Source organism: Micromonospora sp. ATA51 (genome assembly GCF_016802855.1).
Taxonomy (GTDB): Bacteria; Actinomycetota; Actinomycetes; order Mycobacteriales; family Micromonosporaceae; genus Micromonospora; species Micromonospora sicca.
In genome coordinates, this window is the sequence record NZ_JAEVHJ010000001.1 from 58,615 (window position 1) to 82,940 (window position 24,326).

Consider the following 24,326-nt stretch of genomic DNA (forward strand, 5'->3'; position numbering starts at 1 on the left):
GTCCGCACGTCCACTACCAGGCAGCCGCCGTAAGAGAAGACCGGAGAAGGGCCACCATGAGTACGACCCACCCGACCGTCGCCGCTCTGCTCGATCGCGCGCACCGACTCGGTGCCGATCCGAGGAACACGAACTACGCCGGCGGCAACGCCTCCTGCAAGGCGACCGCGAACGACCCGGTCACCCGGGAGGACGCCGAGCTGATGTGGGTGAAGGGGTCCGGCGGTGACCTCGGCACGCTCACCGAGGCGGGCCTGGCCGTCCTGCGGCTGGATCGCCTGCGCGCGCTCGTCGACGTCTACCCCGGCGTCGACCGGGAGGACGAGATGGTGTCGGCCTTCGACTACTGCCTGCACGGAAAGGGTGGCGCGGCCCCGTCGATCGACACCGCCATGCACGGCCTGGTCGACACCGCTCACGTCGACCACCTGCACCCAGACGCTGGCATCGCGTTCGCCACCGCCGCCGAGGGCGAGGCGCTCGTCAAGGAGTGCTTCGGCGACCGGGTGGTTTGGGTACCGTGGCGCCGTCCGGGGTTCCAGCTCGGGCTCGACATCGCGAAGATCAAGGCGGAGAACCCGCAGGCGATCGGCGTGATCCTGGGCGGGCACGGCATCACCGCGTGGGGCGACACCTCGCAGGAGTGCGAGGCCAGGTCGCTGGAGATCATCCGCAGCGCGCAGGCGTTCATCGACACCCGGGGAGCGGCCGAGCCGTTCGGTGCGCCGCTGGAGGGGTACGGGCCACTGCCCGAGGCGGAGCGGCGGGCCCGGGCGGCTGCGCTCGCGCCGGTCATCCGGGGGCTCGCCTCGACCGACGCGGCCCAGGTGGGGCACTTCACCGACACCGACGGGGTGCTCGATTTCCTGGCCCGGGAAAGGCATCCGGCGATGGTCGAGCTCGGCACCTCCTGCCCGGATCACTTCCTGCGGACCAAAGTGCGCCCGCTCGTGGTCGACCTGCCGGCGACCGCGCCGCTCGAGGATGTGATCGCGCGCCTGCGTGAGCTGCACACCGGCTACCGGGAGGAGTACCAGGCGTACTACTCCCGGCACGCGACGGCGGATTCGCCGCCGATGCGCGGTGCCGACCCGGCAATCGTCCTCGTGCCCGGCGTCGGCATGTTCTCCTTCGGCAAGGACAAGCAGACGGCGCGGGTCGCCGGCGAGTTCTACCTCAACGCGATCAACGTGATGCGCGGCGCCGAGGCGATCTCGACGTACGCCCCGATCCCTGAGTCGGAGAAGTTCCGGATCGAGTACTGGGAGTTGGAGGAGGCCAAGCTCCGCCGGTTGCCCGCGCCGAAGCCGCTGGCGACGCGTGTCGCGCTCGTCACCGGGGCAGGTTCGGGCATCGGCAAGGCGATCGCGACGCGGCTGGCCGCGGAGGGCGCCTGCGTCGTGGTCGCCGACCTGAACGAGGATGCCGCGTCGGCGGTCGCCGGCGAGATTCGGCACGACGTGGGCGCGGACGTCGCCGTGCCGGTGCGCATGGACGTCACCGAAGCCGAGCAGATCGACGTGGCGTTCGCGGCCGCCGCGCTGGCGTTCGGCGGGGTCGACCTGGTCGTGAACAACGCCGGTCTGTCGATCTCCAAACCGCTGTTGGAGACCGACGAGGCCGATTGGGACCTGCAGCACCGGGTCATGGCCCGCGGTTCGTTCCTGGTCGCCAAGGCAGCCGCGAAGATCATGGTCGATCAGGGGATGGGCGGCGACATCGTCTACATCGCCAGCAAGAACGCGGTCTTCGCCGGCCCCAACAACGTCGCGTACGGTGCGGCAAAGGCCGACCAGGCGCACCAGGTGCGGCTCCTCGCGGCCGAGTTGGGCGCCCACCGCATCCGGGTCAACGGCGTCAACCCGGACGGCGTGGTGCGCGGTTCGGGGATCTTCGCCGGCGGCTGGGGCGCTCGGCGCGCCGCGGTCTACGGGGTGCCCGAGGAGAAGCTCGGTGAGTACTACGCGGGGCGCACGCTGCTCAAGCGGGAGGTGCTGCCCGAGCATGTGGCCGCGGCGGTCTTCGCGCTGACCGGTGGCGACCTGTCCCTGACCACCGGTCTGCACATCCCCGTCGACGCCGGCGTGGCGGCGGCGTTCCTCCGCTGATCGTCCGTCCAGAAAGGAGCTCCTGTGGCCCTGTCCCGGTTACGCAACCCGCTGCGTCTGGTCCTGGCGACCGGGCTGGTCGCGGGGCTCCTGGACGCGGCACCCCGACACCCTGACCCGAAAGGACCACGGACATGACCACCACGACCGAGCCGGTCGCCGCCAGCCCCACGCTGGCCCGTATCCCGCACCGCCGCGTCAAGGTCGGGCTCGTCGCCGGCGGGCTCGGGGCGTACTGGCCACAGTTTCCCGATCTGCTGCCGCAACTGCAGAAGTCGGCGGCTCGGGTGAGCGAGAAGATGCATGCCCTCGGCGCGGACGTCGTCGATGTCGGCTTCATCTCCGATGCGCAGGAGGGTGCGGCAGCGGCGGAAAAGCTGCGGTTCGCCGGCTGCGACATCATCGTCGGCTTCCTCACCACCTACATGACCGCGACGATGCTCCTGCCGATCGCCCAGCGCAGCGATGCGCCGGTGCTGCTCATCAACCTGCAGCCGACCGAGGCGATGGACCATGCGACCTTCGACACCGGGCAGTGGCTGGCCTACTGCGGCGTTTGCCCACTGCCGGAAATGGCCAACACGTTCACCCGCTGCGGCATCCCGTTCCGCTCCGTCTCCGGTTACCTCGAGGACGAACGAGCCTGGACGCGGATCGCCCGCTGGGTGAAGGCGGCCGGCGTACGCGCTGCCCTGCGGCACGGCCGCCACGGCCTGATGGGGCATCTCTATCCCGGCATGCTGGACGTGTCCACCGACCTGACCATGGTGCCGGCCAACTTCGGGGGGCACATGGAGGTCGTCGAGTTCGACGACCTGCGCGCACGCGTCAACGACGCGACCGAGGAGCAGGTCCGGGCCAAGATGGAGCAGGCGCGGGAGATCTTCGCCGTCGACGACTCTGTCGTCGACGAGGACTTCCAGTGGGCCGCGCGCGTGTCGGTCGGGCTCGACCGGCTGGTCGAGGACTTCGAGCTGGACAGCCTCGCCTACTACCACCGGGGCCTTGAGGGCGAGCTGCACGAGCGGCTCGGCGCCGGCATGATCCTCGGGGCATCCCTGCTCACCGCGCGTGGCATCCCCGCGGCCGGGGAGTACGAGCTGCGCACGTCTTTGGCGATGCTCGTCATGGACCGGCTCGGCGCCGGCGGGTCGTTCACCGAGCTGCAGGCACTGAACTTCTTCGACAACGTGGTGGAGATGGGCCATGACGGCCCGGCGCATCTCGCGATCAGCGACGGCAAGCCGCTGCTGCGGGGGCTGGGCGTGTACCACGGTAAGCGGGGCTGGGGCGTATCGGTCGAGTTCGACGTGAAGCACGGCCCGGTGACCGCCTTCGGCGTCGGGCAGACCCGCGACGGGCGGTACACGTTCCTGGCGTCCGAGGGCACGGTCGTCGCCGGGCCGCTGCTGCAGATCGGGAACACCACCTCGCGGGTGGACTTCGGATGCGACCCGGGTGAGTGGACCGACGCGTGGAGCGCGAGCGGTGTGGGGCATCACTGGGCGCTCGGGACCGGGCACCGGGTGGCCGAGCTGAGGGCGGTCGCGGAGCTGCTCGACGTCGAGTTCCGCGACCTGCGGGTATGACCGGAGGGAGGCCGGCACGTGGACGCCGCGGGCGTGCCACGTCCTGATCTGTCCCAGGACGACGTGGCGCTCCTCGCGCTGCTCGCGCGAGGACTGTCGCTGGACGCCGTGGCCCGGCGCCTCGACATGTCGGAGCGGACGGTGCGCCGGCGCACTCGGATGATCTGCGACCGACTGGGCGTGACCACGCCGATCGAGGCGGTGGTCTGGGCGGCGCGCCGCCATCTGGTCTGACCGGGCTGCGTCCGAGCCCGGGCCAACCTGGCCGCTTGTGGACATCCGCAGCTTCTTCACAGCCGGGCAGCCAGCTCGTAGGCTGCTTGAAACGATTCAGACACCTGGAGATGTGGCCATGCATCACCGGATTTGGAGCACGCGTACCGCGCGAGCGACCGTGGCGGCCTGGACGGCGGTGCTCGTGCTGGCGGCAGGATTCCTGGCCACGCCGTCCCAGCCGGCCCGGGCCGAAGTCACGGCGAGCCTGGGCAACTTCACCCCGGATGGTCGCCAGCAGACCCGCTTCGACACCGCGGGCAACGCCGTCGACGCACACGACGGCCAGATCGCCCAGTTCGGCGGCACCTACTACCTCTACGGCACCAGCTACGACTGCGGCTACCAGTGGCGGTTCAACCACGACTTCTGCGGGTTCAAGGTCTACTCCTCGCCCGACCTGCGGAACTGGACCGACCGCGGCTACGTGGTACCGCCCCGGGACTGCACCTTCTGCTTCCGTCCGCACGTGGTCTTCAACCGCGCCAGCCGCCGCTACGTGATGTGGGTGAATGACCAGGACGCCCTGGACAACTTCCGGGTTTTCACCGCTGACAGTCCGACCGGACCGTTCGCCGAGCAGCCCGAGCCCGACCTGCCGTCGATGACCCCTTGTACCGCCGACCTCGGGCTGTTTGTCGATCGCGACGACACCGGCTACCTCACGTGTAGCAACGCGGGCTGGCACGTCGCCGTCCTCCGGCTCGCCGCCGATTACCTTCAGCCGACCGACACCTACAGCGTGGTCGGCGTGACCAAGGTTGAGGCGCCCGCGTTGTTCGCGCGCAACGGCACCTACTACCTCACGATGTCCGACCCGAACTGCGGCTACTGCACCGGGACCGGCACGTCGTACCTCACCGCGCCGACCCCGCTCGGTCCGTGGACCGGCGTGGACGCGTGGACGGTGCGGGACGGGGTGCTGGACGTCCGCGGCGGCCTCTACGGGCTGTCGGCGCGCAGCGACGACTGGACGGACTACACCTTTTCGTTCGACACGGCGCCCCTGCGAAAAAGGACGCAACGGGCTCCCAGGCTGGCTGGTCGGTGCGGATGAAAACCTCGGACAACGGGTATCTGTTCCTGCTGTCCGGGTCGGGTGAGACCAAGGGCAAGCTCACGGTGCTGGAGCGTGCCGGCGCGACCGTGAACAGCCACGCGGTGACGTTGCCGTATCCGATCCACCCCGGCGAGTGGCACCACGTCTCGGTCACGGTCGCGGGTCAGCGCATCACCACGACGCTGAATGGTCTCCAGGTCGACAGCTTCACCGACGGCACCTACCCGGCGGGCGGGGTCGGCTTCCGTGAATGGAACGGCGCGAACCTGGAGTCGGCCCGCTTCGACAACGCGAAGGTCGTCGCGCCGGATGGCAGCGTGCTGCTCGCCGACGACTTTTCCTCGTCCGACCTCGCGTCCTGGGTGCCGCCGCTCGCCGGCAACAAGATCAGCGACAACTCCTGTGGCGGCCAGCCCGCCCACGTCGCGCCGCTGACCGGGGTCGACGGCCGGCCGGTGTACATGTACTTCAGCGACCTCTGGGACTTTCACACCAACGAGGCGCTCGCCAACTACCACTGGGAGCCGCTGCGCTTCGACGCGGACGGCATGATCCAGCCGCTGCGCTGCGACAACAGCGTCGTGGCCTTGGCCTCCGGGCATCCCGGTCAGGCCGATCCGGTGCCCGGCCTGGACCAGTCCAGCGAGTCAGGTGCATTTTCCCACGCGTGCCCGGTCGCGCTCGGCGCGCGCTACGGGCAGACGTTCAGCGTCGGCCGTCGGGCCCGCTGACGTCGATCGCCGTGACCGTCTTCAAGGACGGAACGGAGGCCGGACGGGTCCTGCGCAACCCGCCGACGGCGCCGCTCGATGTGCGCCTCACCGCGCTCACGTCCGACGGTGTGCCCGACCGGACACTGTGGTCGGCCTCGGTCCGTCCGGAGCGGATCGGCTGGTCGCCGCGTCAACTCGTCCTCCAACCGGGACTCAAGGTGGTCGAGGGCCAGCGTCTCGCGCTCGTGCTGGCCACGGCGAGCCCGCAGGGTTGTTACGGAGTCGAACGCGATCCCGGCGACCCGTATGCGGGTGGTGCCGGGCTTGTCGGTGACGACCAGACTCTCGTGCCAGTCGCGGGCTCGGACGTCAGATTCCGCACAACCATCGGCGCGCCCGCCGTCCGGCCCGTGCGGCTAGACCCCGCTGCCGGGACCACGGTGCTCGCCCCACACCCCGACGTACCGGTGCTGCCCGGACAACCGACCCGAGCGGTGTTCCGGGTCGCGAACCTCACCGACGACCCGATACGCGTACCCGTTGAGGTCGAGCCGCCTGCCGGTTATGCGGCCTCCCCGGAGACCAGCACCGTCAACATCGGGGTGGGCGAGACAGCGCCGGGGGCGGTAGCGGTGAGCCGGGCCGCTACCGATCCTGCCGCCGGGGTCATCCGGGTCCGGGCCGGGTCCGGGTCGGTCACCGCACCGGTCACCCCGAGCGACAACCTGCTGCGTACGGCGGTGGTGAGCGCATCGAGCACCCACGACGGCTGGCACCCGAGCCGCGTCAACGATGGCCAGATCCAGGCACAGCACGGGTACGCCCTCTGGAACGGCGGCGGCGGCTGGAACGACGACGACAAGAGCATCTTCCCGGATACCCTCACCGCGGCCTGGGATTCGCCCGTGCGGGTGGGCAGCGTGCGGGTGCGCACGATCGACGCTCCCCAGCAGCCGGCGGACCAGTACGGCGTGCGCGACTTCGCGGTGCTCGCGCTGGTCGACGGGGTCTGGCGGATGGTCGGCCGTGTCTCCGGCAACATATCGGCCACTGTGGACGTTGTGTTCCCCCAGGTCGTGGCCGGTGCGCTTCGTCTGGTGGTCACCGCCTCCAACGACCGCGGCTACAGCCGGGTCGTGGAGCTGGAGGGCTACGCCTGAGGTGGCCGGATCTGGACAAGGGGTTGTGCTACGTGTTTCCGGTCGGTTAAGAAGTGACCGGCGTCACTTTGAAACGTTCTAATTCGAGGATCGAGTGAGAGGACCGCGGGTATGAGGCTTGCATCGGGCCGGATCCGCATCCCCCTGGCGGTCTTCGCCGCCGGCGTCTTCGCCGCCGCGGTGGCGTGGGCGGTGCCCGTCGCGGCGGCTCCCGCCGCCACCGCGTCGGTCCTCTCGGTCGGCGCGCTCACGGTGGACTCACTCGCCGACCCGCTCGGCATCGAGGACCCGACACCCTCGCTGAGCTGGCAGCTGTCCGCCACGCGGCGCGATGCCGTCCAGACCGCCTACCAGACGCTCGTGGCGTCCAGCCCGCAGCGGCTCGCCGCCGGCGACGGGGACGTGTGGGACAGCGGAAAAGTTGCCTCGAACCGATCCGTCGGCGTCCGCTACGAGGGCAGACCGCTCCACTCCCGTCAGCGGGTCTACTGGGGCGTGCGCGCCTGGGACGCCGAGGACCGTCCGTCGCCCTGGAGCGGTATCGGCTCCTGGGAGACCGGGCTGCTCCAGCCCACCGACTGGTCGGCCCACTGGATCGCCAACCCCGCCTGGCTCGCGCACACCAACCCCGTCACCGTCACGTTCCCCGCCCGACACGGGCGTTACGTACGGCTCGACGTCACCCGGCTCGGAAAGCCGATCAAGGAAGGCTGGCCGTACCCCGTCTCGCGGCTCCAACTGGCGGAGATGCAGGTGTACGGCGCCGGTCAGCTGCTCTCCGGCGACGCCGTCGCGAAGGCCTCCGAGTCCTTCGAGATCCCCGGCAGCTGGACCCTGCAGGCCATCCACGACGGCCGGCTGACCACCGACGGCCCACCGATGGGCTACACCAGCTACGAGCGGCAGTACCAGGACCTGGACGGCTCGATCTGGCTCGAACTCGACCTCGGCCGCGACACCGACGTCGACAAGCTGGTGCTGTACCCGCGCACGGACACGCTCACGGCGGACGGCTCCACGCCGAACTTCCCGGAGAACTACACGGTGCAGGTGCGGGCCGCCGACGAGGCCGCGGCCACCGTCGTGGCCGCCGTGACCGGTCAGGCCGCACCGAAGCCGCCGGCCAAGCCCGGCGCGATGCCGCTGTTCGCGAAGACCTTCACCGTGGACAAGCCGATCGCGCGGGCCAGGCTCTACGCCACCGGCCTCGGCGTCTACGAGGCGCGTCTCAACGGCGCCAAGGTCGGGGATGCGGTGCTGGAGCCGGCCAACACCGACTACCGCACCCGCGTCGAGTACGCGACCCACGACGTGACCGGCCAGCTCCGCCAGGGCGCGAATGCCCTCGGCTTCGAGCTGGGCAACGGCATCTACAACGTGCCATCGACGCCGGGCCGGTACCAGAAGTTCACCGGCTCGACGGGCGCGCCCAAGCTCGTCGCCCAACTGGAGATCACGTACACCGACGGCACCGACGCGGTGGTCGCCTCCGACGACTCGTGGCTGACCGCTGCCGGCCCGACCACCTTCTCCAGCTGGTACGGCGGCGAGGACTACGATGCTCGGCGGGAGGCCGCCGGTTGGGACCGTCCGGACGGTGACCGAACCGGCTGGGTGCCGGCGGAGGAGACCACCGCGCCCACGGCGGGCAGCCGCCTCACCGCCCGCGCGGCACCGCCGATCCGTGCGCAGACGACCCTCAACGCCGTTTCCCGCACCGAGGTCACCGCAGGCACCTGGCTCTACGACCTCGGCCGCAACATCGCCGGTTGGCCGCAGGTCACGCTGCGCGGCGCCGCCGGCTCAAAGGTGCGGCTGCGTCCCGCGGAGTCGCTGACCAACGGCCGGGTCGACCAGAGTCAGGTCGGCTCCCCGGTCTATTTCGACGTCACGCCCGCCACGAATGCCGCCTTCACCTGGCACCCCCGCTTCATGTATTACGGCTTCCGCTATATCGAGATCTCCGGAGCGGACACCCCACCCGCCCTCGCCGACGTGCAGGGGATCGTGCTGCGGGCCGACAATGAGCGCACCGGCAGCCTCGACACATCCGACCCGATGGTCAACCGGATCCACGACATCGTGAACACCGCCATCGACGGCAACATGTTCTCCGTTCTCACCGACTGCCCCACCGGGAGAAGCTCGGCTGGCTGGAGGAGTCGCACCTGGTCGGCGACGCCCTCACTGCCAACTTCGACCTCGGCGCGTACTACAACAAGATCGTGCGGGACGTCGAGGACGCCCAACTCGCCAACGGCATGGTCCCGGACATCGCACCGGAATACACCGTCTTCTCCGGCGGTTTCCGCGACGACCCGAACTGGGGCGGTGCTCTCATCCTGGTGCCGTGGCAGATGTACCGCTCGTACGGCGACGCGCGGGTGCTGCGCGAGCACTACCCGGCGATGAAACGCTACCTGGACTACCTCGCCACCAAGGCGAATGGGCACATCCTCTCCTACGGGCTCGGCGACTGGGTCGCCTTCGACACGAGCACCCCGCTTGCTGTCACCGCGACCACCGCGTACTACCGCTTCGCCACCGCCATGACGCAGATCGCCGAGGCGGTCGGCGACACGGCGGGCAAGGCTGCGTACGCAGAGCGGGCCGAACAGATCCGCGGCGCGTTCAACGCCAAGTACTTCCACGCCGAGACGAACAGCTACGCCTCCGGTAGCCAGGCCAGTAACGCGCTGCCGCTCTGGGCCGGCATGGTTCCCGCCGACGCCCAGGCGGCCGTCCTCCAGCACGTCGTCGACGACGTCAAGGCGCGCGGCAACCATCTGTCCACGGGCGAGATAGGACTGCCCGCCCTGCTGGACGTGCTCGCCGACGGCGGTCACGCCGACCTGGTCCAGGCGCTGGCCAACAATCCGAGCAGCCCGAGCTACGCCTACCAGGTGCTGCACGGCGCGACCACGCTCACCGAACTGTGGGACGGACCGACGGCGGGCGCCTCGCAGAACCACTTCATGCTCGGCGCCATCGATGGCTGGTACTACCGGTACCTCGGCGGCATCCGCTCCACGGCACCCGGCTACCAGACCTTCCTGGTGCAGCCGGAGATCACCGGCGGCATGTCCCACGTACGAGCCGAGCAGCGCTCGCCGTACGGCCGGATCGTCAGCGAGTGGCGCCGCGACGGGAAGAGTCTGCACCTCGACGTCGAGGTGCCGGTCAACAGCAGCGCCACTGTATCGGTGCCACTGTTCGGGGAGGGCTCCGCTCGCTGGCGTGCCTCGGCGACAGCGGGCGCCACGTTCGTCGGCATCGAGGGTGACCGCGCGCTCTACCGGGTCGGCTCGGGCCGGTGGTCGTTCATCACCCGCACCCCTGACACGGCGCCGCAGACGAGCCCGGTGGTCGTCGAGGCGTCCACCGGCCAGGCCGCGGTCGTACCGGGCTGGCCCTCGACCGCGACCTTCCGGCTGGTCAACCTCGGCGACGCCGAGGTGACCGCGCGGCCACACGTCACGGCGTCCGCCGGCTTCACCGCGACCATGGACGCCGACTCGGTCACCGTGCCCGCCGGGCAGGGCGTGGAGGTTCCCGTCGCGGTCGAGCGGACCGACCAGGGCTCGACGAGCGGCACGGTGAGTCTCGCCGTGGGCACGAGCACGGCGAGCGTGCCGCTCGTGGCGAGTGGCAACCTCACCCGCGTCGCGACGATGACCGCCTCCAGCACCTGGCCCGGCTTCTCGGCCGCCAAGGCGAACGACGGCGACACCTCCGCGGCGCGCTGGGACGGTGGCGCCGGCTGGAACGACGGCACCTTCCAAAGCTTCCCGGACACGCTTACCGCGACGTGGAGCCGTCCGGTCACCCTCGACCGGGCCCGGCTCCACACCCACCCCGACGCCCGCTACTCACTGCGGGACTTCGACGTCCAGGCGTTCGCCGACGGCCAGTGGCGAACGGTGGCGTCGGTGCGCGGCAACACCGCGGGCCGGGTGGACACCACGTTCGCCGCCATCAGCACGACGGCACTTCGGCTGGTCGCGCTCGGCAGCAACGACGGCCAGTTCAGCCGGGTGATCGAACTCGAGGCGTACGCCCCGGGCACCTCCGGGCCCCCCGCGTGAGGACCACGACGGCCCTCGCTCTCCACGTCCCTTCGACCGGTCCAACTCCGAGGAGGTGTTTCCCGATGGCATCCCGATCGCTGCGGCGCGCCCGGCGCCAGCAGGTGCGGCACATCCCAAGGCTGCGCCGAGGGGATCCGGTGCGCCGGCCAGGCACACTCATGGCCAGAGTCCTCGGCGCGCCGGTCGCCGGCCTCCTGCTCGCCGTCTGGTGCCCGGTGCCTTCGGCGGCGGCTACCGCGGCGAACACCACCGTCGAGCGACTGCGGGTCGACGCGCTCACCGAGCCGATCGGGATCGACGACACCAGCCCCCACCTGAGTTGGGAACTGGTCTCGTCCGGGCGGTCCGTGACGCAGACCGCCTACGAAGTCCGCGCCGCCACATCGGCGGAGCGGCTCGACGACCCGGATCTGTGGGAGTCCGGCCGGGTCGATTCCGACCAGTCGACCGGCGTGCCCTGGGCGGGCGCGCAGCTGCGCTCGCGTCAGCGCGTGGTTTGGCAGGCGCGGATCTGGGACTCCGCCGGCCGGGTGTCGCGGTGGAGCGAGCCGGCGTCCTGGGAGATGGGACTGCTCGATGCGAACGACTGGTCGGCGCGCTGGATCGGCAACCCCGACTGGCTCGACCGCAAGCCCAAGCCGGTGGTGGTCACGCTGCCACCGCAGGACGCCCGGTACGTCCGCATCACCACGACCAAGCTCGGCCTGCCCCTCAAGGAGGGCAGCTCGCTGCTCTACCGGCTTCAGCTCGCCGAGGTGGTCGTTCAGGACGGTGCGCACGGTGCCAACCTGGCGCAGGGCGCGGCGATCAGCTCCAGCGACCCGAAGACCTACCCCGGCAAGTGGGAGCCCAGGTTCGCCACCGACGGCGTGCTCACCACCAACCAGCAGCCTTTCGGATATTCCAGTGCCGGCTACTCCGGGCCGGTGCCGACCAAACCGATCAGCATGACCGTCGACCTCGGCCAGGTCCGCCACCTGGACCGCGTGCTGCTCTACCCGCGGACCGACACCGTGACCGACGACGGACGCACTCCGAACTTCCCGGTCGACTTCGCCGTGGCGACGGCGGGCGCGGACGGGACGGGCTATGCCACCGGGGCTACCGTGTCGGGTCAGGTGGCGCCGCCCCCGTTCAATCTCGACTTCCCGGCGATGCCGCTGTTCGCGAAGCAGTTCACGCTCGACGCCCCGGTTCGCAGCGCCCGCCTCTACGCCACCGGCCTCGGCATCTACGACGCGCGGCTCAACGGCCGAACGGTGAGCCAAGCGGTGCTGCAGCCGCCGAACACCGACTACCACGCGCGCCTGGTCTACTCGACGGCCGATGTCACCGGCCTGCTGCGGGAGGGCGAGAACGCGTTGTCGGTCCGACTCGGAGCCGGTACTTCGATCGTCCCGGACAGCCCGGATCGCTACACGAAGTGGTCTGGAGTGCTGGGACCGCCGAAGCTCCTCGCCCAGCTCGAACTTACCTACGCGGACGGCCGCGTCGAGCGGATCGCCTCCGACCATTCCTGGCGCACCGCGCTCGGCCCGACGACCTTCACCCAGTGGTACGGCGGCGAGGACGCCGACGCCCGACTGGAGCAGCCCGGCTGGGACCTGCCCCACGCCGACCTCTCCCGGTGGAGGGCGGCCGGAGAAACCGACGCACCGACGTCCGGCGTGCGGCTTGCCGCGCAGATGGCACCGCCGATCCAACCGGTGGGACGGGTTTCCACCGTGAAGGTCACCGAGCCGGAACCCGGCACGTACCTGTTCGACCTCGGAGTCAACATTGCCGGCTGGCCGGAGCTGCACGTCAGTGGCCCGGCCGGCACCACGGTGACGCTGCAGCCGGGCGAGCGGCTCGGCGTCGACGGCCTGGTCGACCAGTCCACGATGATCCGGGGCGGAGCCACCTATCCGCCGATCCTCGACCACTACACCCTGGCGGGTCGGGGGGATGAGGTCTGGCACCCGAACTTCGTCTACCACGGGTTCCGCTACCTGCAGATCACCGGCCTACCGTCGCCACCCACCCGGGAGACGGTGAGCGGCATCATCCTGCGCGCCGCCAACGAAGAGTCCGGATCGTTTTCCTCGTCCAGCGCCCTGCTGGACGGCATCCAGCGGATCATCAACCGGGCCATCCAGGGCAACATGTACAGCATCCTGACCGACTGCCCAGACCGGGAAAAGCTCGGCTGGCTGGAGGAGACCCATCTCGTCCTCGGCGCGGTGAGCCGCAACTACGACGTGGCGGCCTACTACCGCGAGCTCGTGCGAAACATGGTCGAGGCGCAGGAACCGAGCGGGGTGGTCCCCGACATCGCTCCGCAGTACGTGATGTTCTCCGGCGACGTCCACGACGAGCCGAACTGGGGCAGCGCCCTCATCCTGGCGCCCTGGCAGATGTACCGCGCGTACGATGACATCGACACCCTGCGCTTCGCCTACGGCGCGATGCAGCGGTACTTCGACTACCTGTCCAGCAAGATGAAGGGCGGCCTGCTCGACTACGGGCTGGGCGACTGGGCCGCGATTGACAAGAGCACGCCCGACGGCGTGACGGCGACATTTGCCTACCACCGCGACGCCGTCACGCTCGCGGCGATCGCCCGCCTGCTCGGCCACGACAGCGATGCGGCCCGTTACGAGGCGGTTGCCGAGCGGGTCGCGGCAGCGTTCAACGCCGCTTTCCTGCACTCGAACACCGGCACCTACGCCACCGGTAGCCAGGCCAGTGACGCGCTCGCCCTGGACATGGGCGTCGTGCCCGAGGGGCTGCGGGGTCCCGTCCTGGCGCACCTCGTCGACAGCATCCGCGCCGCCGGCAACCACGTCACGGTCGGCGAGGTGGCGCTGCCTTCGTTGCTGCGGGTCCTCTCCGCAGCCGGGCGCGACGACGTCGTCTACGACATCGCCAGCCAGACCTCGAACCCGAGCTACGGCTACCAGGTGGTCCACGGGGCCACCGCGCTCGCCGAGTACTGGGACGGCCCGACCGGCTACGGCTCGCAGAACCATTTCATGCTCGGGGCGCTCGACGAATGGTTCACGGCGGGCATCGGGGGCATCCGGCAGGCCGAGGACTCGGTCGGCTTCCGCCGCCTGGAGATACGTCCGAGCGTGGTCGGGCGCCTCACCCACGCCCAGTCCTCCGTCCGCACGCCGTACGGCGAGGTGCGTACCGCGTGGCGGCGAACGGGCAGCACATTCCAGCTTGACGTCGCGGTGCCACCCGGCACGACGGCGAGGGTTGAGGTGCCCCTCTGGGCGGGCCACGGGGGTGCGAGCGCGACCGCCGGCGCCCAGCCGGTGCAGACCACCGAGGACCGCGCGACCTACGAGGTCGGCTCGGGGACGTGGTCTTTCGTTGCGCACACCGACGGTGCTGTGCCCGCGGATCGCGAGCAACTAGCGGTCGACGCTCCCGCCGCGGAGGTTGCCCTGGTTCCCGGCGAGGCGGCCACCGCCACGTTCTCCGTGCACAACCTCATGGACGATCCGGCCACCGTACGACTCGGCGTCGAAGCCAGCACCGGCTTCGTCGCAACGGCCGAGGCGAGAACCCTTACGGTCCCGCCGCACACGACGGTGCCCGTGCCGGTCCGGGTAGAGCGGACAGATGCTTCGGCGCTGTCCGGGCGGGTGGACCTGACAGCCGGGGACGACGCGGCCACCGCCTCCATCATCGCCACCGAAAACTGGGTGCGGGGCGCGACGATGAGCGCATCCAGCGTCCACTCAGGATCGTCGCCGGCGTTCACCAACGACGGGATCACCGATTCTGCGGCCTGGAGCAACGGCGTCGGCGGCTGGAACGACGACACCCCCACGGTATTCCCGGACGCGCTCACCGCCACGTGGAGCCACCCGGTGACGTTGTCCCGCGTTCGACTGTTCACCCTCGACAGCGCCCAGTACCCAGCGGAGCGCGTCGGGGTGCGCGACGGCACGGTGGAGGCGCTGGTTGACGGCACCTGGCGCCCGGTCGCGACGATCGCCAGCAACACGGCCGGGCTTCTCGAGCGCACCTTTGCACCGGTCCAGGCGACCGCGCTGCGGCTCGTCGTTACGGACTCCAACGACCACACGTACAGCCGCATCCTGGAGCTGGAGGCCTACTCGTCATGAGCTCACGCCCCCGAAACGCCTTCCTCGCCTTGTCGCTCGTCGCCCTGGTCGTCTCACTGGCACCGCCCCCAGCGGTCGCCGCGAGCGCTCCCGCGCTGAGCGTGACTGCCCTGGAGACCGAGCACGCCCACAACCCGCTCGGCATCGACGCGGCCCGCCCACGGCTCGGCTGGACCCTGTCATCGTCCGAGCGCGGTCAGCGCCAGACCGGCTACGAGATCCTCGTCGCCACCTCGCCGGGCCGGCTCGAGCCGGGCGAGGCGGACGTCTGGGACAGCGGTCGCGTCAGCTCAAGTGCCACGTTCGACGTGCGCTACGCCGGGCCGGACCTCGCGTCGCGGACCCGCTACTGGTGGCGGGTCCGCTCCTGGGACGCGCAGGGCCGCGCCTCCGGCTTCAGCCCTCCGGCCTCGTTCGAGACCGCCTTCCTCGACGCGAACCAGTGGACCGGCTCGTGGATCGGCGCCCCGGTAGCCACCGCCGACAAGCCGAACCTGCAGGGCGCGTCCTGGATCTGGTATCCGGAGGGCGAGCCGGGAAATTCCGCGCCCGCGGCCACCCGCGTATTCCGGCGCGGCTTCTCGGTGCCCTCGGTCGCGGAGCTGACCTCGGCCCGGCTGGTCATGACCGGCGACGACGGCTTCACCGCCTGGATCGACGGCACCCAGGTGGCCAGCGCCGACCCGCGTCCGGAGCTGGAAAGCTGGCGTAGCCCCGTCGTCACCGACGTCACCTCCGCGGTCCGCGACGGTGCGAACGTGCTCGCGGTGGCCGCGACCAACGGCCGGGTCAGCCCCGCCGGGCTGCTCGGCCGGCTGGAGCTGCGCTACGCCGACGGAACGACGACCCGGGTGGACACGGACGGGACGTGGCGTCGGCCACCGGGCCGACCGACGGCTGGCAGCAGGTGGGATTCGACGACACGGCGTGGCCGGCCGCGAAGGTGATCACCGCCTGGGGCGGCAGCCCGTGGGGCCAGGTTTCGCCGGCGGCCCCGACGGCTCCGGAGCCGTTGCTGCGCAAGGAGTTCGCCGTCCGTGACACGCCCGTACGCCGGGCGCGCCTCTACCTCAGCGGCGTCGCGTACGCCGAGGCCACGCTCAACGGCCGGCCGACCACCGACACCGTGCTCGAACCGGGCTTCACCCGCTACGACCGCACCGTCCAGTACGTCACCCGGGACGTCACCGGCAACCTGCGGCCGGGGACGAACGCGCTGGGCGTACGGCTCGGCCGCGGCTTCTACGGCATGACCCAGGCCAACGTCTGGAACTGGCACACCACGCAGTGGACGGGCGAACCGCGGGTGCTCGGCCAACTGGAGATCGAGTACACCGACGGCACGCGGCAGGTGATCGCCACCGACGGGTCCTGGCGCACGGCCGAGGGGCCGGTGCGGTACGACTCGCTCTACGGTGGCGAGACCTACGACGCCCGCACCGAGCAGCCGGGCTGGGACGCGCCGGGCTTCGACGCCGGCGCCTGGCGGCCGGCCGTGGTGGTCACCGCCCCGGCCGGGCGACTCGTCGCCGAGAGCCAGGAGCCGATCCGGGTCACCGAGACGCTGCGCCCGACCAAGGTCACCTCACCGCGCTCCGGTGTGTACGTGTTCCACCTGCCGCGCAACGTCGCGGGCTGGGCGCGCGTCCGCGTGCAAGGCGCGGGCGGCACCAAGGTCACCTTGCGCTACGGCGAAATGCTCGACGCCGGCGGCAACCTCGTGTCCGCCAACGGTCTCGTCACCGGCCGCTTCCAGACCGACGAGTACGTGCTCGCCGGGCGCGCCGAGCCGGAGCAATGGGAGTCCCGCTACACCTACAAGGGCTTCCAGTACGTCGAGGTGACCGGCTGGCCCGGCACCCCGACCATCGAAGACCTCGACGCCCGGGTCGTGCACAGCGACCTCGCCTCGGTCGGAGACTGGTCGAGCTCCCAGCCGCTGTTCGAGACGGTGCGTGAGCTGACCCGGCACACGGTTCTCAACAACACCCACGGCATCCCCACCGATACCCCGATGTACGAGAAGAACGGCTGGGCCGGCGACGCGCAGCTCATGGCCGAGACCGACATGTTCGAGTTCGACATGCGGCGGCTCTACGAGAAGTGGCTGGGCGACATCCGGGACAGTCAGGGCGCGGACGGCCTGGTGCCGGGCATCGCGCCGGACAATGGTTGGGGGCTGGGGTGGCCCGGCCAGGCGCCGCCCTGGGATGCGGCGTACGTGCTGATCCCGTGGGCGATGTACGAGCGCTACGGCGACCGGGACATCCTCGCGGCGCACTACCCCGACATTCGCGAGTACATCGAGTACGAGATCGGGCGCGCGCCGGCTGGTCTGCACTCGAGCTCGCTCAACGACTACCTCGCTCCCGGCTACGGCGGGAACAGCCCCGAGGACCCGACCCTGGCCGGCACCGCGTACGCCTACGCGAACGTCTCGGCGATGGCTCAGATCGCGGACGCCCTCGGCAAGGACGCCGATGCCGGGCGCTACCGGGCAGCGGCGGCGAAGATCCGGGACGCTTTCAACGCGGCGTTCCTGCGCGGAGACGCGTACGTGACGTCCTCCGACCCGGGCTACCGGCAGACGAACAACCTCCTGCCGCTCGCCTTCGACATGGTGCCGGCGGACGAGGTGGACGCCGTCGTGGCCCGTCTCGTGCGTGAGATCGGCGTCAAGGGCGACCATCTCGACACCGGCGCGTTGGGAACGAAGTTCCTGCTCACCGAGCTGACCCGCCGCGGCTACGGCGACCTGGCCTACCGGATCGCCACGCAGCGCACCTACCCCTCCTGGGGCTACTGGATCGACAACGGCGCGACGTCGCTGTGGGAACGGTGGGACCTCGGTGCGCGCTCTCGTGACCACGCCTTCCTCGGCGGCGCCATCGGCGAGTGGTTCTACGAAGACCTGGCGGGCATCCGGCCGACCGCGCCCGGCTACGAGCGCTTCGACGTGGCGCCCCAGCTGGTCGGCGACCTCACCTCCGCGTCGGCGCGTCTCAACACGGTACGCGGCGTGGTGGCGAGCGGCTGGCGCAAGCGCGATGGTGGCGCTCTCGACCTGGACGTGACCGTGCCGGTGGGGGCCACCGCGACGGTCTCCGTCCCCGCCGCCAACCGCTGGGCCGTGATCGAGAGCGGACGGCCCGCGGCGGACTCGCCCGGCGTCACGTTCGTCAAGTTCGCAGGCGGGCGAGCGGTGTTCTCCGTCGGCTCCGGCACGTACGCCTTCCGAACCGGCCCCCAGGCTGCCCGGATCGGCGCGGCGACCGATGCCGCCTCGGCGCTGGGCGACGCCGTCACCGACGCGCAGCTCAACCCGGGTCAGCGCGGCTACGCCGACGCGCGCACGCGCAGCATTGCCGACGCGCTGCGCCAGTCGCTGGAGAAGACCGCGCGGGGCGACATCGACGTGGCCGGCCAGCTCGTGCAGCAGACTCTGGCCGCCGAGGCGCACATGTCCCGGTGGCTCGACCGCCAGGACGGGCTGCCCGACGCGGATCGGCAGCGCCTGGGCCAGACGCTCACCGCGCTGCACAAGGCGCTGTCGGAGGCGTCCGCTGTGCTGCTCGGCATCACCGTCGAGCTGACCGGGGTCGACGAGCCGCTCGTCGCGGGCAGCACGACGCGGCTCACCGCGGTCGTACGCAACAGCGGCGCGGCGCCGGTGCGCGACGTGGGCGTGGCGGCGGGCGCACCGGACGGCTGGACGGTCCGGGCCGGCGGTGACACCGGCACCGGTGCCATCCGCCCCGGGGACGCCTTCTCCGTGCCGCTGGACGTGACCGCGCCGCTGTCCGCGTCCGCCGACAGCGTCCCGCTGCATCTCACGCTGGGCTGGACCGCCGGCGGCGGCACCGCGGACACCGCATACGACGAGTTCCTCGCCGTGCGGCCCGCCGTCACGGTCGGGACTCCCCGCGCCGGCGCCTGGCCCGATCAACCCGGCACGCCGGTGACCGTCGACGTGCCGGTGGCCAACGCGGCCGACGTGGCACTGGCGGGCACGGCGGAGGCGAGCGCCCCCCAAGGCTGGACGGTGTCACCGGCGACAGCGCAGCTGCGCGTCCCGGCCGGCGGCGCAGCAGACGTGCAGCTCCGGCTGACGCCAACCGGGGCCGCCGTACCGGCGAGCGCGGACATTGCCCTGTCCCTGACGTTGCAGCCCGAGGGGCGTACGGATGAGCTGCGCCTGCCGGCCACGGTAAGGCTGGGAAACCTGGCCCGTGGCCGGCCGGTCGCCGCCGCGCACAGCCTGGAGGTCGCCAACTGGTCCAAGAGCCTGCTCGTGGACGGTAAACGCCGCAGCGAGGACTCGGCGAAGGGCTACACCAGCGACCCGCCCGCGAACAGCCGCGACACCGTCGAGTGGCTTTCGGTCGACCTCGGTGCGCCGACCTCCCTGGACCGGGTCGTGCTCCATCCGCGCACGCAGACACCGAACGACAACGGTGTGCCGGCGGACGGGGCCGCCTTCCCGCGCACGTTCCAGATCCAGACGTCCGACGACGGGTCGACGTGGAAAGCCGTCCGGACCGTAACGGATCACGTGCAGCAGGGCACGACACCGCAGGCGTACACGTTCGACGGCGCCGTGACCGCACGCTACGTCCGCGTGTACGTGACGGTGCTCGGCGAGCCGGCGGGCGACGACGCCCAGCGGGGCCTGTACCGGCTCCAACTCGCCGAGCTCGAGGCGTACGGGGCGCAGGTCAAACCATGAGCGCCCGAGTTCAGCCGGGGAGCTCGTCGGCGCCGCACCGCCGCAGCCGGTGGCGACGGACCCGATCAGCCGACAGTGTCCGAGTGACCAGAGGGGATGTCGTGACTCCTCCGATGCTTGAAGGCACCGGCTTCTCAGACCGCCGCGGCGGTCTGACGGGCAAGCCCTGCCCGCAAGATGTTCCTGGCCGCGTTCACGTCTGCGTGCGCGGTATGCCCGCAGGCGACGCATCGGAACTCGGCTTGGGTGACGCGGTTCTCCCGGGCGCAGTGTCCGCACTCATGGCAGGTGCGGGAGGTGTTGCGGGGGTCGACCTCGACGACGGTACGTCCGGCGCTTTCAGCCTTGGCGTGCAGCACGGTGAGGAACACCCCCCAACCCGCGTCGAGGATCGAACGGTTCAGCCCGGATTTCGCGGCCACGTTGACACCGGGTGTGTCGACGGTGCCGGCGGCGGAGCGGGTCATGTTGCGGATCTGCAGCGCTTCGTGGCAGATCAGGTCGTGGTGGCGCACCAGCCACCGGGCTGTCTTGTGGGCGTGGTCGAGGCGCTGCCGGCGCACCGTGCCGTGCAGGGCGGCGACCCGCTCACGGGCTTTACGGCGCCTGCCGGAGCCACGCTTGCACCTGGCCAACGCCTGCTGGCCGGCCGCGAGCCGGGCGGCCGAAGCGGCGAGGAGTCGGGGGTTGACGACCTCAATCTCGTCGGAGGTGGTGAGGAACGAGGCGACACCCATGTCGACACCGACCGCCCTGCCGGTGGCGGGCAGCGGTTCGACTGGCACCTGGTCACAGGACAGGATGAGATACCAGCGGCGCCCGTCGCGTTTCACGCTGATCGTCTTGACGGTGCCGTCGACCTTGCGGTGGGTGTGGACCCGGACGTGCCCGACGCCTTGCAGGTAGACGCGGGTTTGTCCGGAGTCGGGAGCAGAGTTCCACCGGCACCCGTCGCGGTCTTTCGGCCATTCGACGGTGTCGAACCAGCCGACGCCCTTGTAGCGCGGATATCCCGGGGTCTGTCCGGCTTCGACGCGGCGGAAGAACGCCGCGAACGCCTTGTCGAGCCGGCGAAGGGTGGCCTGCTGGGACGAGAACGACCAACGGCCCTGCCCGTCCGGGTCGGTCCGGCGGATGTCCTTGAGCTGTCCGGACTGGTGGCCGTAGCGGATCGTGGTGCGGGCTCGCCGGTACGCCTCGCGACGTTCCTCCAGGGCGGCGTTGTACAGGTGCCGGTGATCGTTCAAGCAGGCCGCGATGGCGGCGGCCTGCTTGACGGTAGGACGCAACAGGAACTTGTACGCCCGCCTCACGACGGCCCGCCCTTAAGCCAGGGGCGTTCGTACTGCGTGTCGAGGTACCGCCGTGCCGTCGCGGCGGACACCGCGCCGACGGTCGCCACGAACAACGACCCGAACCACAGGGTCGGCAGCCGGGACCGCAGCGACGGAATCTCCTCCCCCAACGTCCGGGACGTGAAGCCCTTCAGCTGGCTCGCGATGTACGACGGTAAGTCCCGCCAGCCGTGCTCGTCGCACCTGGCGCGGATCAGTTCCTCACGGCGGACCGCGACCAGGCCGGTCAGCACTCGACGGTACCCCGGGCACCACACCACGTGGTACCCGTGGTCGTACCCACCCCCGGCGGAAGCCCGCACCCCACGAACCACACCACCAAGGTACCGACAGTCCACAACTAGCAGTGAAGGGAGGGAGCGCGGATCCACCCGACACCTGAAGGCGCCGGTCCCCTCCGCGCGATCCTGATGGCGCGACGGTTCATCAGCTGGACGGCGGGTGGCGTGGCGGCGCTGCTGCTCGCAGCTACCGTTCCGTTGGCCGCGGCGGCCAGCCCTAGCGGCACCGGGCAGGCCGGGTGGGACGCGAAGACCGGGCGGCTGGATCCGGCCACGTTCACAAACCCGCCGGCGACGGATCGGCCGCATGCCTTCTGGTTCTGGAACGGCAAGCTCACCGAGGACGAGTTGTCCCGGCAGCTCGACGAGATGAAGGCCAAGGGCATCGAGGAGTTCTTCATCCATCCGCGGCAGGGGCTGGGCGGGGATTTCGGCGTCACCGAGAACAGCTACTACCTGTCGAAGGACTACTTCGACAAGGTCGGTTTCGCCCTCGCGGAGGCCAAGCGCCGCGGCATGAAGGCCTGGCTCTACGACGACCTCAACTGGCCGAGCGGCTTCGCCGGCGGCCGCACGGTCTCCGGCGGCGACGTCGACGGAAGGACCGTGCCCGCCGATCCCGACTACCTGCCGTGGTATCTCACCCCGGTCGCCAAGGACGTCACCGGCCCGGTCGACTACGACCAGCCGGTACCGGTGTCGGTGCCGAGCGGCTGGTCAGTCAGCGAAGGGGTCCTCACCGTCAACGGCGGAGAGGTCGGCCTGGCCAAGGACGGGGCCGACTGGTCGGGCTACCGGATGGAGTTCGACCTGACCGTTGACGCGCTTTCTGGCGGGTGGACCATGCACAGCCGCGGCGCCGCCAACCTCGTCATGGTCAACCTGACCACGACCTCCCCGTACAACCCGGAGGCCGCCTCGACGTTCGGCGTGCATGTCCGGGTGAACGGGGCGTACCAGCTCGTCGGCGCCCGCATCCCGGCCGGAAGGACGATGCGCGACGGCGAGCGGCACCACGTCGCGACCGACGTCCGCGGCGACACGGTGACGCTCTTCCTCGACGGCCGCGAGGTCGGCAGCCGCAGCGACCCCCGCATCGGCGCGCTCGCCAAGGGTCGCGTCGGCCTGCGCTCCGGCCAGGACGAACGGGCCCGCTTCGACAACCTGAAGGTCACCGCGCTCGACGGCGGAGCCACCCTGCTGGCGGACGACTTTTCCGCCGGCCTCGCCCGCTGGGACGTCACCCAGTCGCCGGCGTCCTCGCTCGTCGCCGCCGTCGCCCTGCGCAAGCGCGGCGACGGCAGCTGCGTGACCAGCGGGCAGGCCCGCGGCAGCGCCCTTGACGGCGACTCGGCCGTCGAGCTGACCGGCAAGGTGGGCGCCGACGGCCGGCTGCGCTGGGACGTGCCGGAAGGCCACTGGTGCCTGCTGCACCTCGTGCAGCGGCCGCTGGTCAACTACCACCCGGACCTCGAGCCCGACCAGCCGTACGTCGACATGCTCAACCCCCAGGCGACCCAGAAGTTCATCGACATCACCCACGAGACGTACGCGCGCCGGTTCGGCGACGACTTCGGCTCGACGATCCAGGGCATCTTCAACGACGAGCCGGGCTTCTACAACAACTTCCCGGACAACCGGGGAGGCGCCGACTCGCTCGGCTCCATCCCGTGGACGCCCGGGTTCCGCGAATACCTGACCGGCAACGCGGGTTACGACCTCACCGGGCGGCTTGCTGCGCTCTGGTACGACACCGGCGCGGCGACCACGAAGACCAGGATCGACTACTACGACGCGCTGTCCGACCGCTACAACGAGGCGCACACCAAGCCGCTGGCCGACTGGGCGGAGGGGCACCACATCGCGCTGATCTCCAACCCGCTCGTCGAGGAGGACCTCGGCAGCCACCGGCTGATCGAGGGCGGCAGCTGGTTCGAGATGAGCAAGCACTACCAGCTACCCGGCATGGACCTGATCAGCGGCCTGGACACCAACGTCATCACGCCGAAGCTGAACTCGTCGGTGGCGCACCTGTTCGACCGCAAGCGCAACCTCGCGGAGACCTTCGGCGCGTTCGGGTGGGACCTGTCGATGGAGGAGATGAAGCGTACGGTCGCCTGGGAGGTGGCCGGCGGTGTCGACCTCATCGACAACCACGCCTTCTACTACTCGATCGACGGGCAGCGGCGCTACGAGTCGCAGCCGAGCGAGTTCTTCCAGAACACGTTCTGGCCGCGCTTCGGCGCGTACGCATCGTTCACCGGCCGGCTCGTCGAGCCGGCCCGGGGAGCCACACCGGTCAACCCGGTCGGCCTGCTCTATCCCAGCTCATCGGTGATGGCCGAAGGAACGCCGTGGACGGTCCGCGGCTTCGCCGGCAACGGTCCCGGCCTGAGCGAGGTCGACGGCTCGTGGAAGGGCACGTCCAAGGCACTGCTCGCCGCGCAGCTGGACTTCGACTATCTCGACGAACTCGCGCTGGCCGGGGACCCGGACCTCAACGTCGGGCTCACCGTCGACGAGGGCCGGTTGCGGCTGCACGACCAGACCTTCCAGGCCCTGGTCATGCCGAAGACGACCGTGCTGTCGCTGGAGGCGCTCGCCGCTGCGGAGCGGCTGGTCGCCCAGGGCGGCACGCTCGTGGCCGTCGACGGCTGCCGACGCGGGAGGCGGAGGGCCGGGACGCCGAGTTGCGCCAGCGGCTGGCGGCCCTGTTCGGCACCGACCCCGCCGCGCCGTCGGCCGCCCGTAGGACCAGCGGCGCCGGCGGCCTCGCCGTCTACCTGCCGTCCCGCGCCGACCTCGCCGCGACGCTGAAGGAGCGGATCGACCCCGGCGTCACCCTCTCGCCG

Annotated in this window: 13 protein-coding genes and 1 pseudogene; 12 read left to right on the top strand and 2 right to left on the bottom strand. The window is 70.8% G+C overall.

Annotated features, from left to right (window positions below):
- The first annotated feature begins 56 nt into the window (after positions 1-56).
- The 11 genes and pseudogenes from JNW87_RS00205 (at position 57) to JNW87_RS00255 (ending at position 19,838) form a co-directional block, all read left to right on the top strand.
- Positions 57-2,108: a bifunctional aldolase/short-chain dehydrogenase gene (locus tag JNW87_RS00205; RefSeq protein ID WP_109802223.1), complete on the top strand. Its 2,052-nt coding sequence runs from the start codon at positions 57-59 to the stop codon at positions 2,106-2,108.
- A 134-nt stretch (positions 2,109-2,242) separates the two neighbouring features.
- Entirely contained in the window at positions 2,243-3,697 is a 1,455-nt protein-coding gene (locus JNW87_RS00210; RefSeq protein ID WP_109802222.1) for an L-fucose/L-arabinose isomerase family protein, read from the top strand.
- Between the two features lie 18 nt (positions 3,698-3,715).
- A complete protein-coding gene (locus JNW87_RS00215; protein WP_109802221.1) occupies positions 3,716-3,931 on the top strand; it encodes a helix-turn-helix domain-containing protein in 216 nt (71 codons plus the stop codon).
- A gap of 118 nt (positions 3,932-4,049) precedes the next feature.
- On the top strand, positions 4,050-5,027 hold the full coding sequence (locus JNW87_RS00220; RefSeq protein WP_146231090.1) for a family 43 glycosylhydrolase: 978 nt from the start codon (positions 4,050-4,052) through the stop codon (positions 5,025-5,027).
- Entirely contained in the window at positions 5,024-5,761 is a 738-nt protein-coding gene (locus JNW87_RS00225) for a LamG-like jellyroll fold domain-containing protein (protein WP_238452674.1), read from the top strand. Before JNW87_RS00220 ends, JNW87_RS00225 begins: the two co-directional genes overlap by 4 nt.
- 11 nt (positions 5,762-5,772) lie before the next feature.
- The gene (locus JNW87_RS00230) at positions 5,773-6,903 is read left to right on the top strand and encodes a hypothetical protein (RefSeq protein WP_238452675.1); all 1,131 of its coding nucleotides are present in this window, start codon (positions 5,773-5,775) and stop codon (positions 6,901-6,903) included.
- 1,137 nt (positions 6,904-8,040) lie between these two features.
- Positions 8,041-9,854, top strand: a pseudogene (locus JNW87_RS00235) (family 78 glycoside hydrolase catalytic domain); the annotation flags it as partial.
- A gap of 24 nt (positions 9,855-9,878) precedes the next feature.
- Positions 9,879-10,988 (top strand): alpha-L-rhamnosidase C-terminal domain-containing protein, encoded by a 1,110-nt coding sequence (locus JNW87_RS00240; RefSeq protein ID WP_238452696.1) that lies wholly within the window; start codon positions 9,879-9,881, stop codon positions 10,986-10,988.
- Positions 10,989-11,053: 65 nt separating this feature from the next.
- Entirely contained in the window at positions 11,054-15,112 is a 4,059-nt protein-coding gene (locus tag JNW87_RS00245; RefSeq protein WP_109802217.1) for a family 78 glycoside hydrolase catalytic domain, read from the top strand.
- A complete protein-coding gene (locus JNW87_RS00250; RefSeq protein WP_238452676.1) occupies positions 15,109-16,059 on the top strand; it encodes an alpha-L-rhamnosidase N-terminal domain-containing protein in 951 nt (316 codons plus the stop codon). The genes JNW87_RS00245 and JNW87_RS00250 overlap by 4 nt, the downstream gene beginning before the upstream one ends.
- Entirely contained in the window at positions 15,981-19,838 is a 3,858-nt protein-coding gene (locus JNW87_RS00255; protein ID WP_238452677.1) for a family 78 glycoside hydrolase catalytic domain, read from the top strand. Before JNW87_RS00250 ends, JNW87_RS00255 begins: the two co-directional genes overlap by 79 nt.
- Before the next feature lie 134 nt (positions 19,839-19,972).
- Here JNW87_RS00255 and JNW87_RS00260 read toward each other — a convergent pair whose 3' ends face one another.
- A complete protein-coding gene (locus JNW87_RS00260; protein ID WP_109802215.1) occupies positions 19,973-21,151 on the bottom strand; it encodes an RNA-guided endonuclease TnpB family protein in 1,179 nt (392 codons plus the stop codon).
- Positions 21,148-21,495 carry a transposase gene (locus tag JNW87_RS00265; RefSeq protein ID WP_236647934.1) on the bottom strand — a complete coding sequence of 116 codons (348 nt, stop codon included), beginning with the start codon at positions 21,493-21,495 and terminating at the stop codon, positions 21,148-21,150. The genes JNW87_RS00260 and JNW87_RS00265 overlap by 4 nt, the downstream gene beginning before the upstream one ends.
- 108 nt (positions 21,496-21,603) lie before the next feature.
- Between JNW87_RS00265 and JNW87_RS00270 the strand changes: the two genes are divergently transcribed.
- The gene (locus tag JNW87_RS00270; RefSeq protein ID WP_238452678.1) at positions 21,604-24,291 is read left to right on the top strand and encodes a glycosyl hydrolase; all 2,688 of its coding nucleotides are present in this window, start codon (positions 21,604-21,606) and stop codon (positions 24,289-24,291) included.
- Positions 24,292-24,326 lie beyond the last annotated feature (35 nt).

Coding starts and splice junctions, on each gene's coding strand:
- JNW87_RS00205 (WP_109802223.1), top strand. CDS start 57: ATGAGTACGACCCACCCGACCGTCGCCGCTCTGCTCGATCGCGCGCAC.
- JNW87_RS00210 (WP_109802222.1), top strand. CDS start 2,243: ATGACCACCACGACCGAGCCGGTCGCCGCCAGCCCCACGCTGGCCCGT.
- JNW87_RS00220 (WP_146231090.1), top strand. CDS start 4,050: ATGCATCACCGGATTTGGAGCACGCGTACCGCGCGAGCGACCGTGGCG.
- JNW87_RS00225 (WP_238452674.1), top strand. CDS start 5,024: ATGAAAACCTCGGACAACGGGTATCTGTTCCTGCTGTCCGGGTCGGGT.
- JNW87_RS00240 (WP_238452696.1), top strand. CDS start 9,879: ATGCTCGGCGCCATCGATGGCTGGTACTACCGGTACCTCGGCGGCATC.
- JNW87_RS00245 (WP_109802217.1), top strand. CDS start 11,054: ATGGCATCCCGATCGCTGCGGCGCGCCCGGCGCCAGCAGGTGCGGCAC.
- JNW87_RS00250 (WP_238452676.1), top strand. CDS start 15,109: ATGAGCTCACGCCCCCGAAACGCCTTCCTCGCCTTGTCGCTCGTCGCC.
- JNW87_RS00270 (WP_238452678.1), top strand. CDS start 21,604: ATGGCGCGACGGTTCATCAGCTGGACGGCGGGTGGCGTGGCGGCGCTG.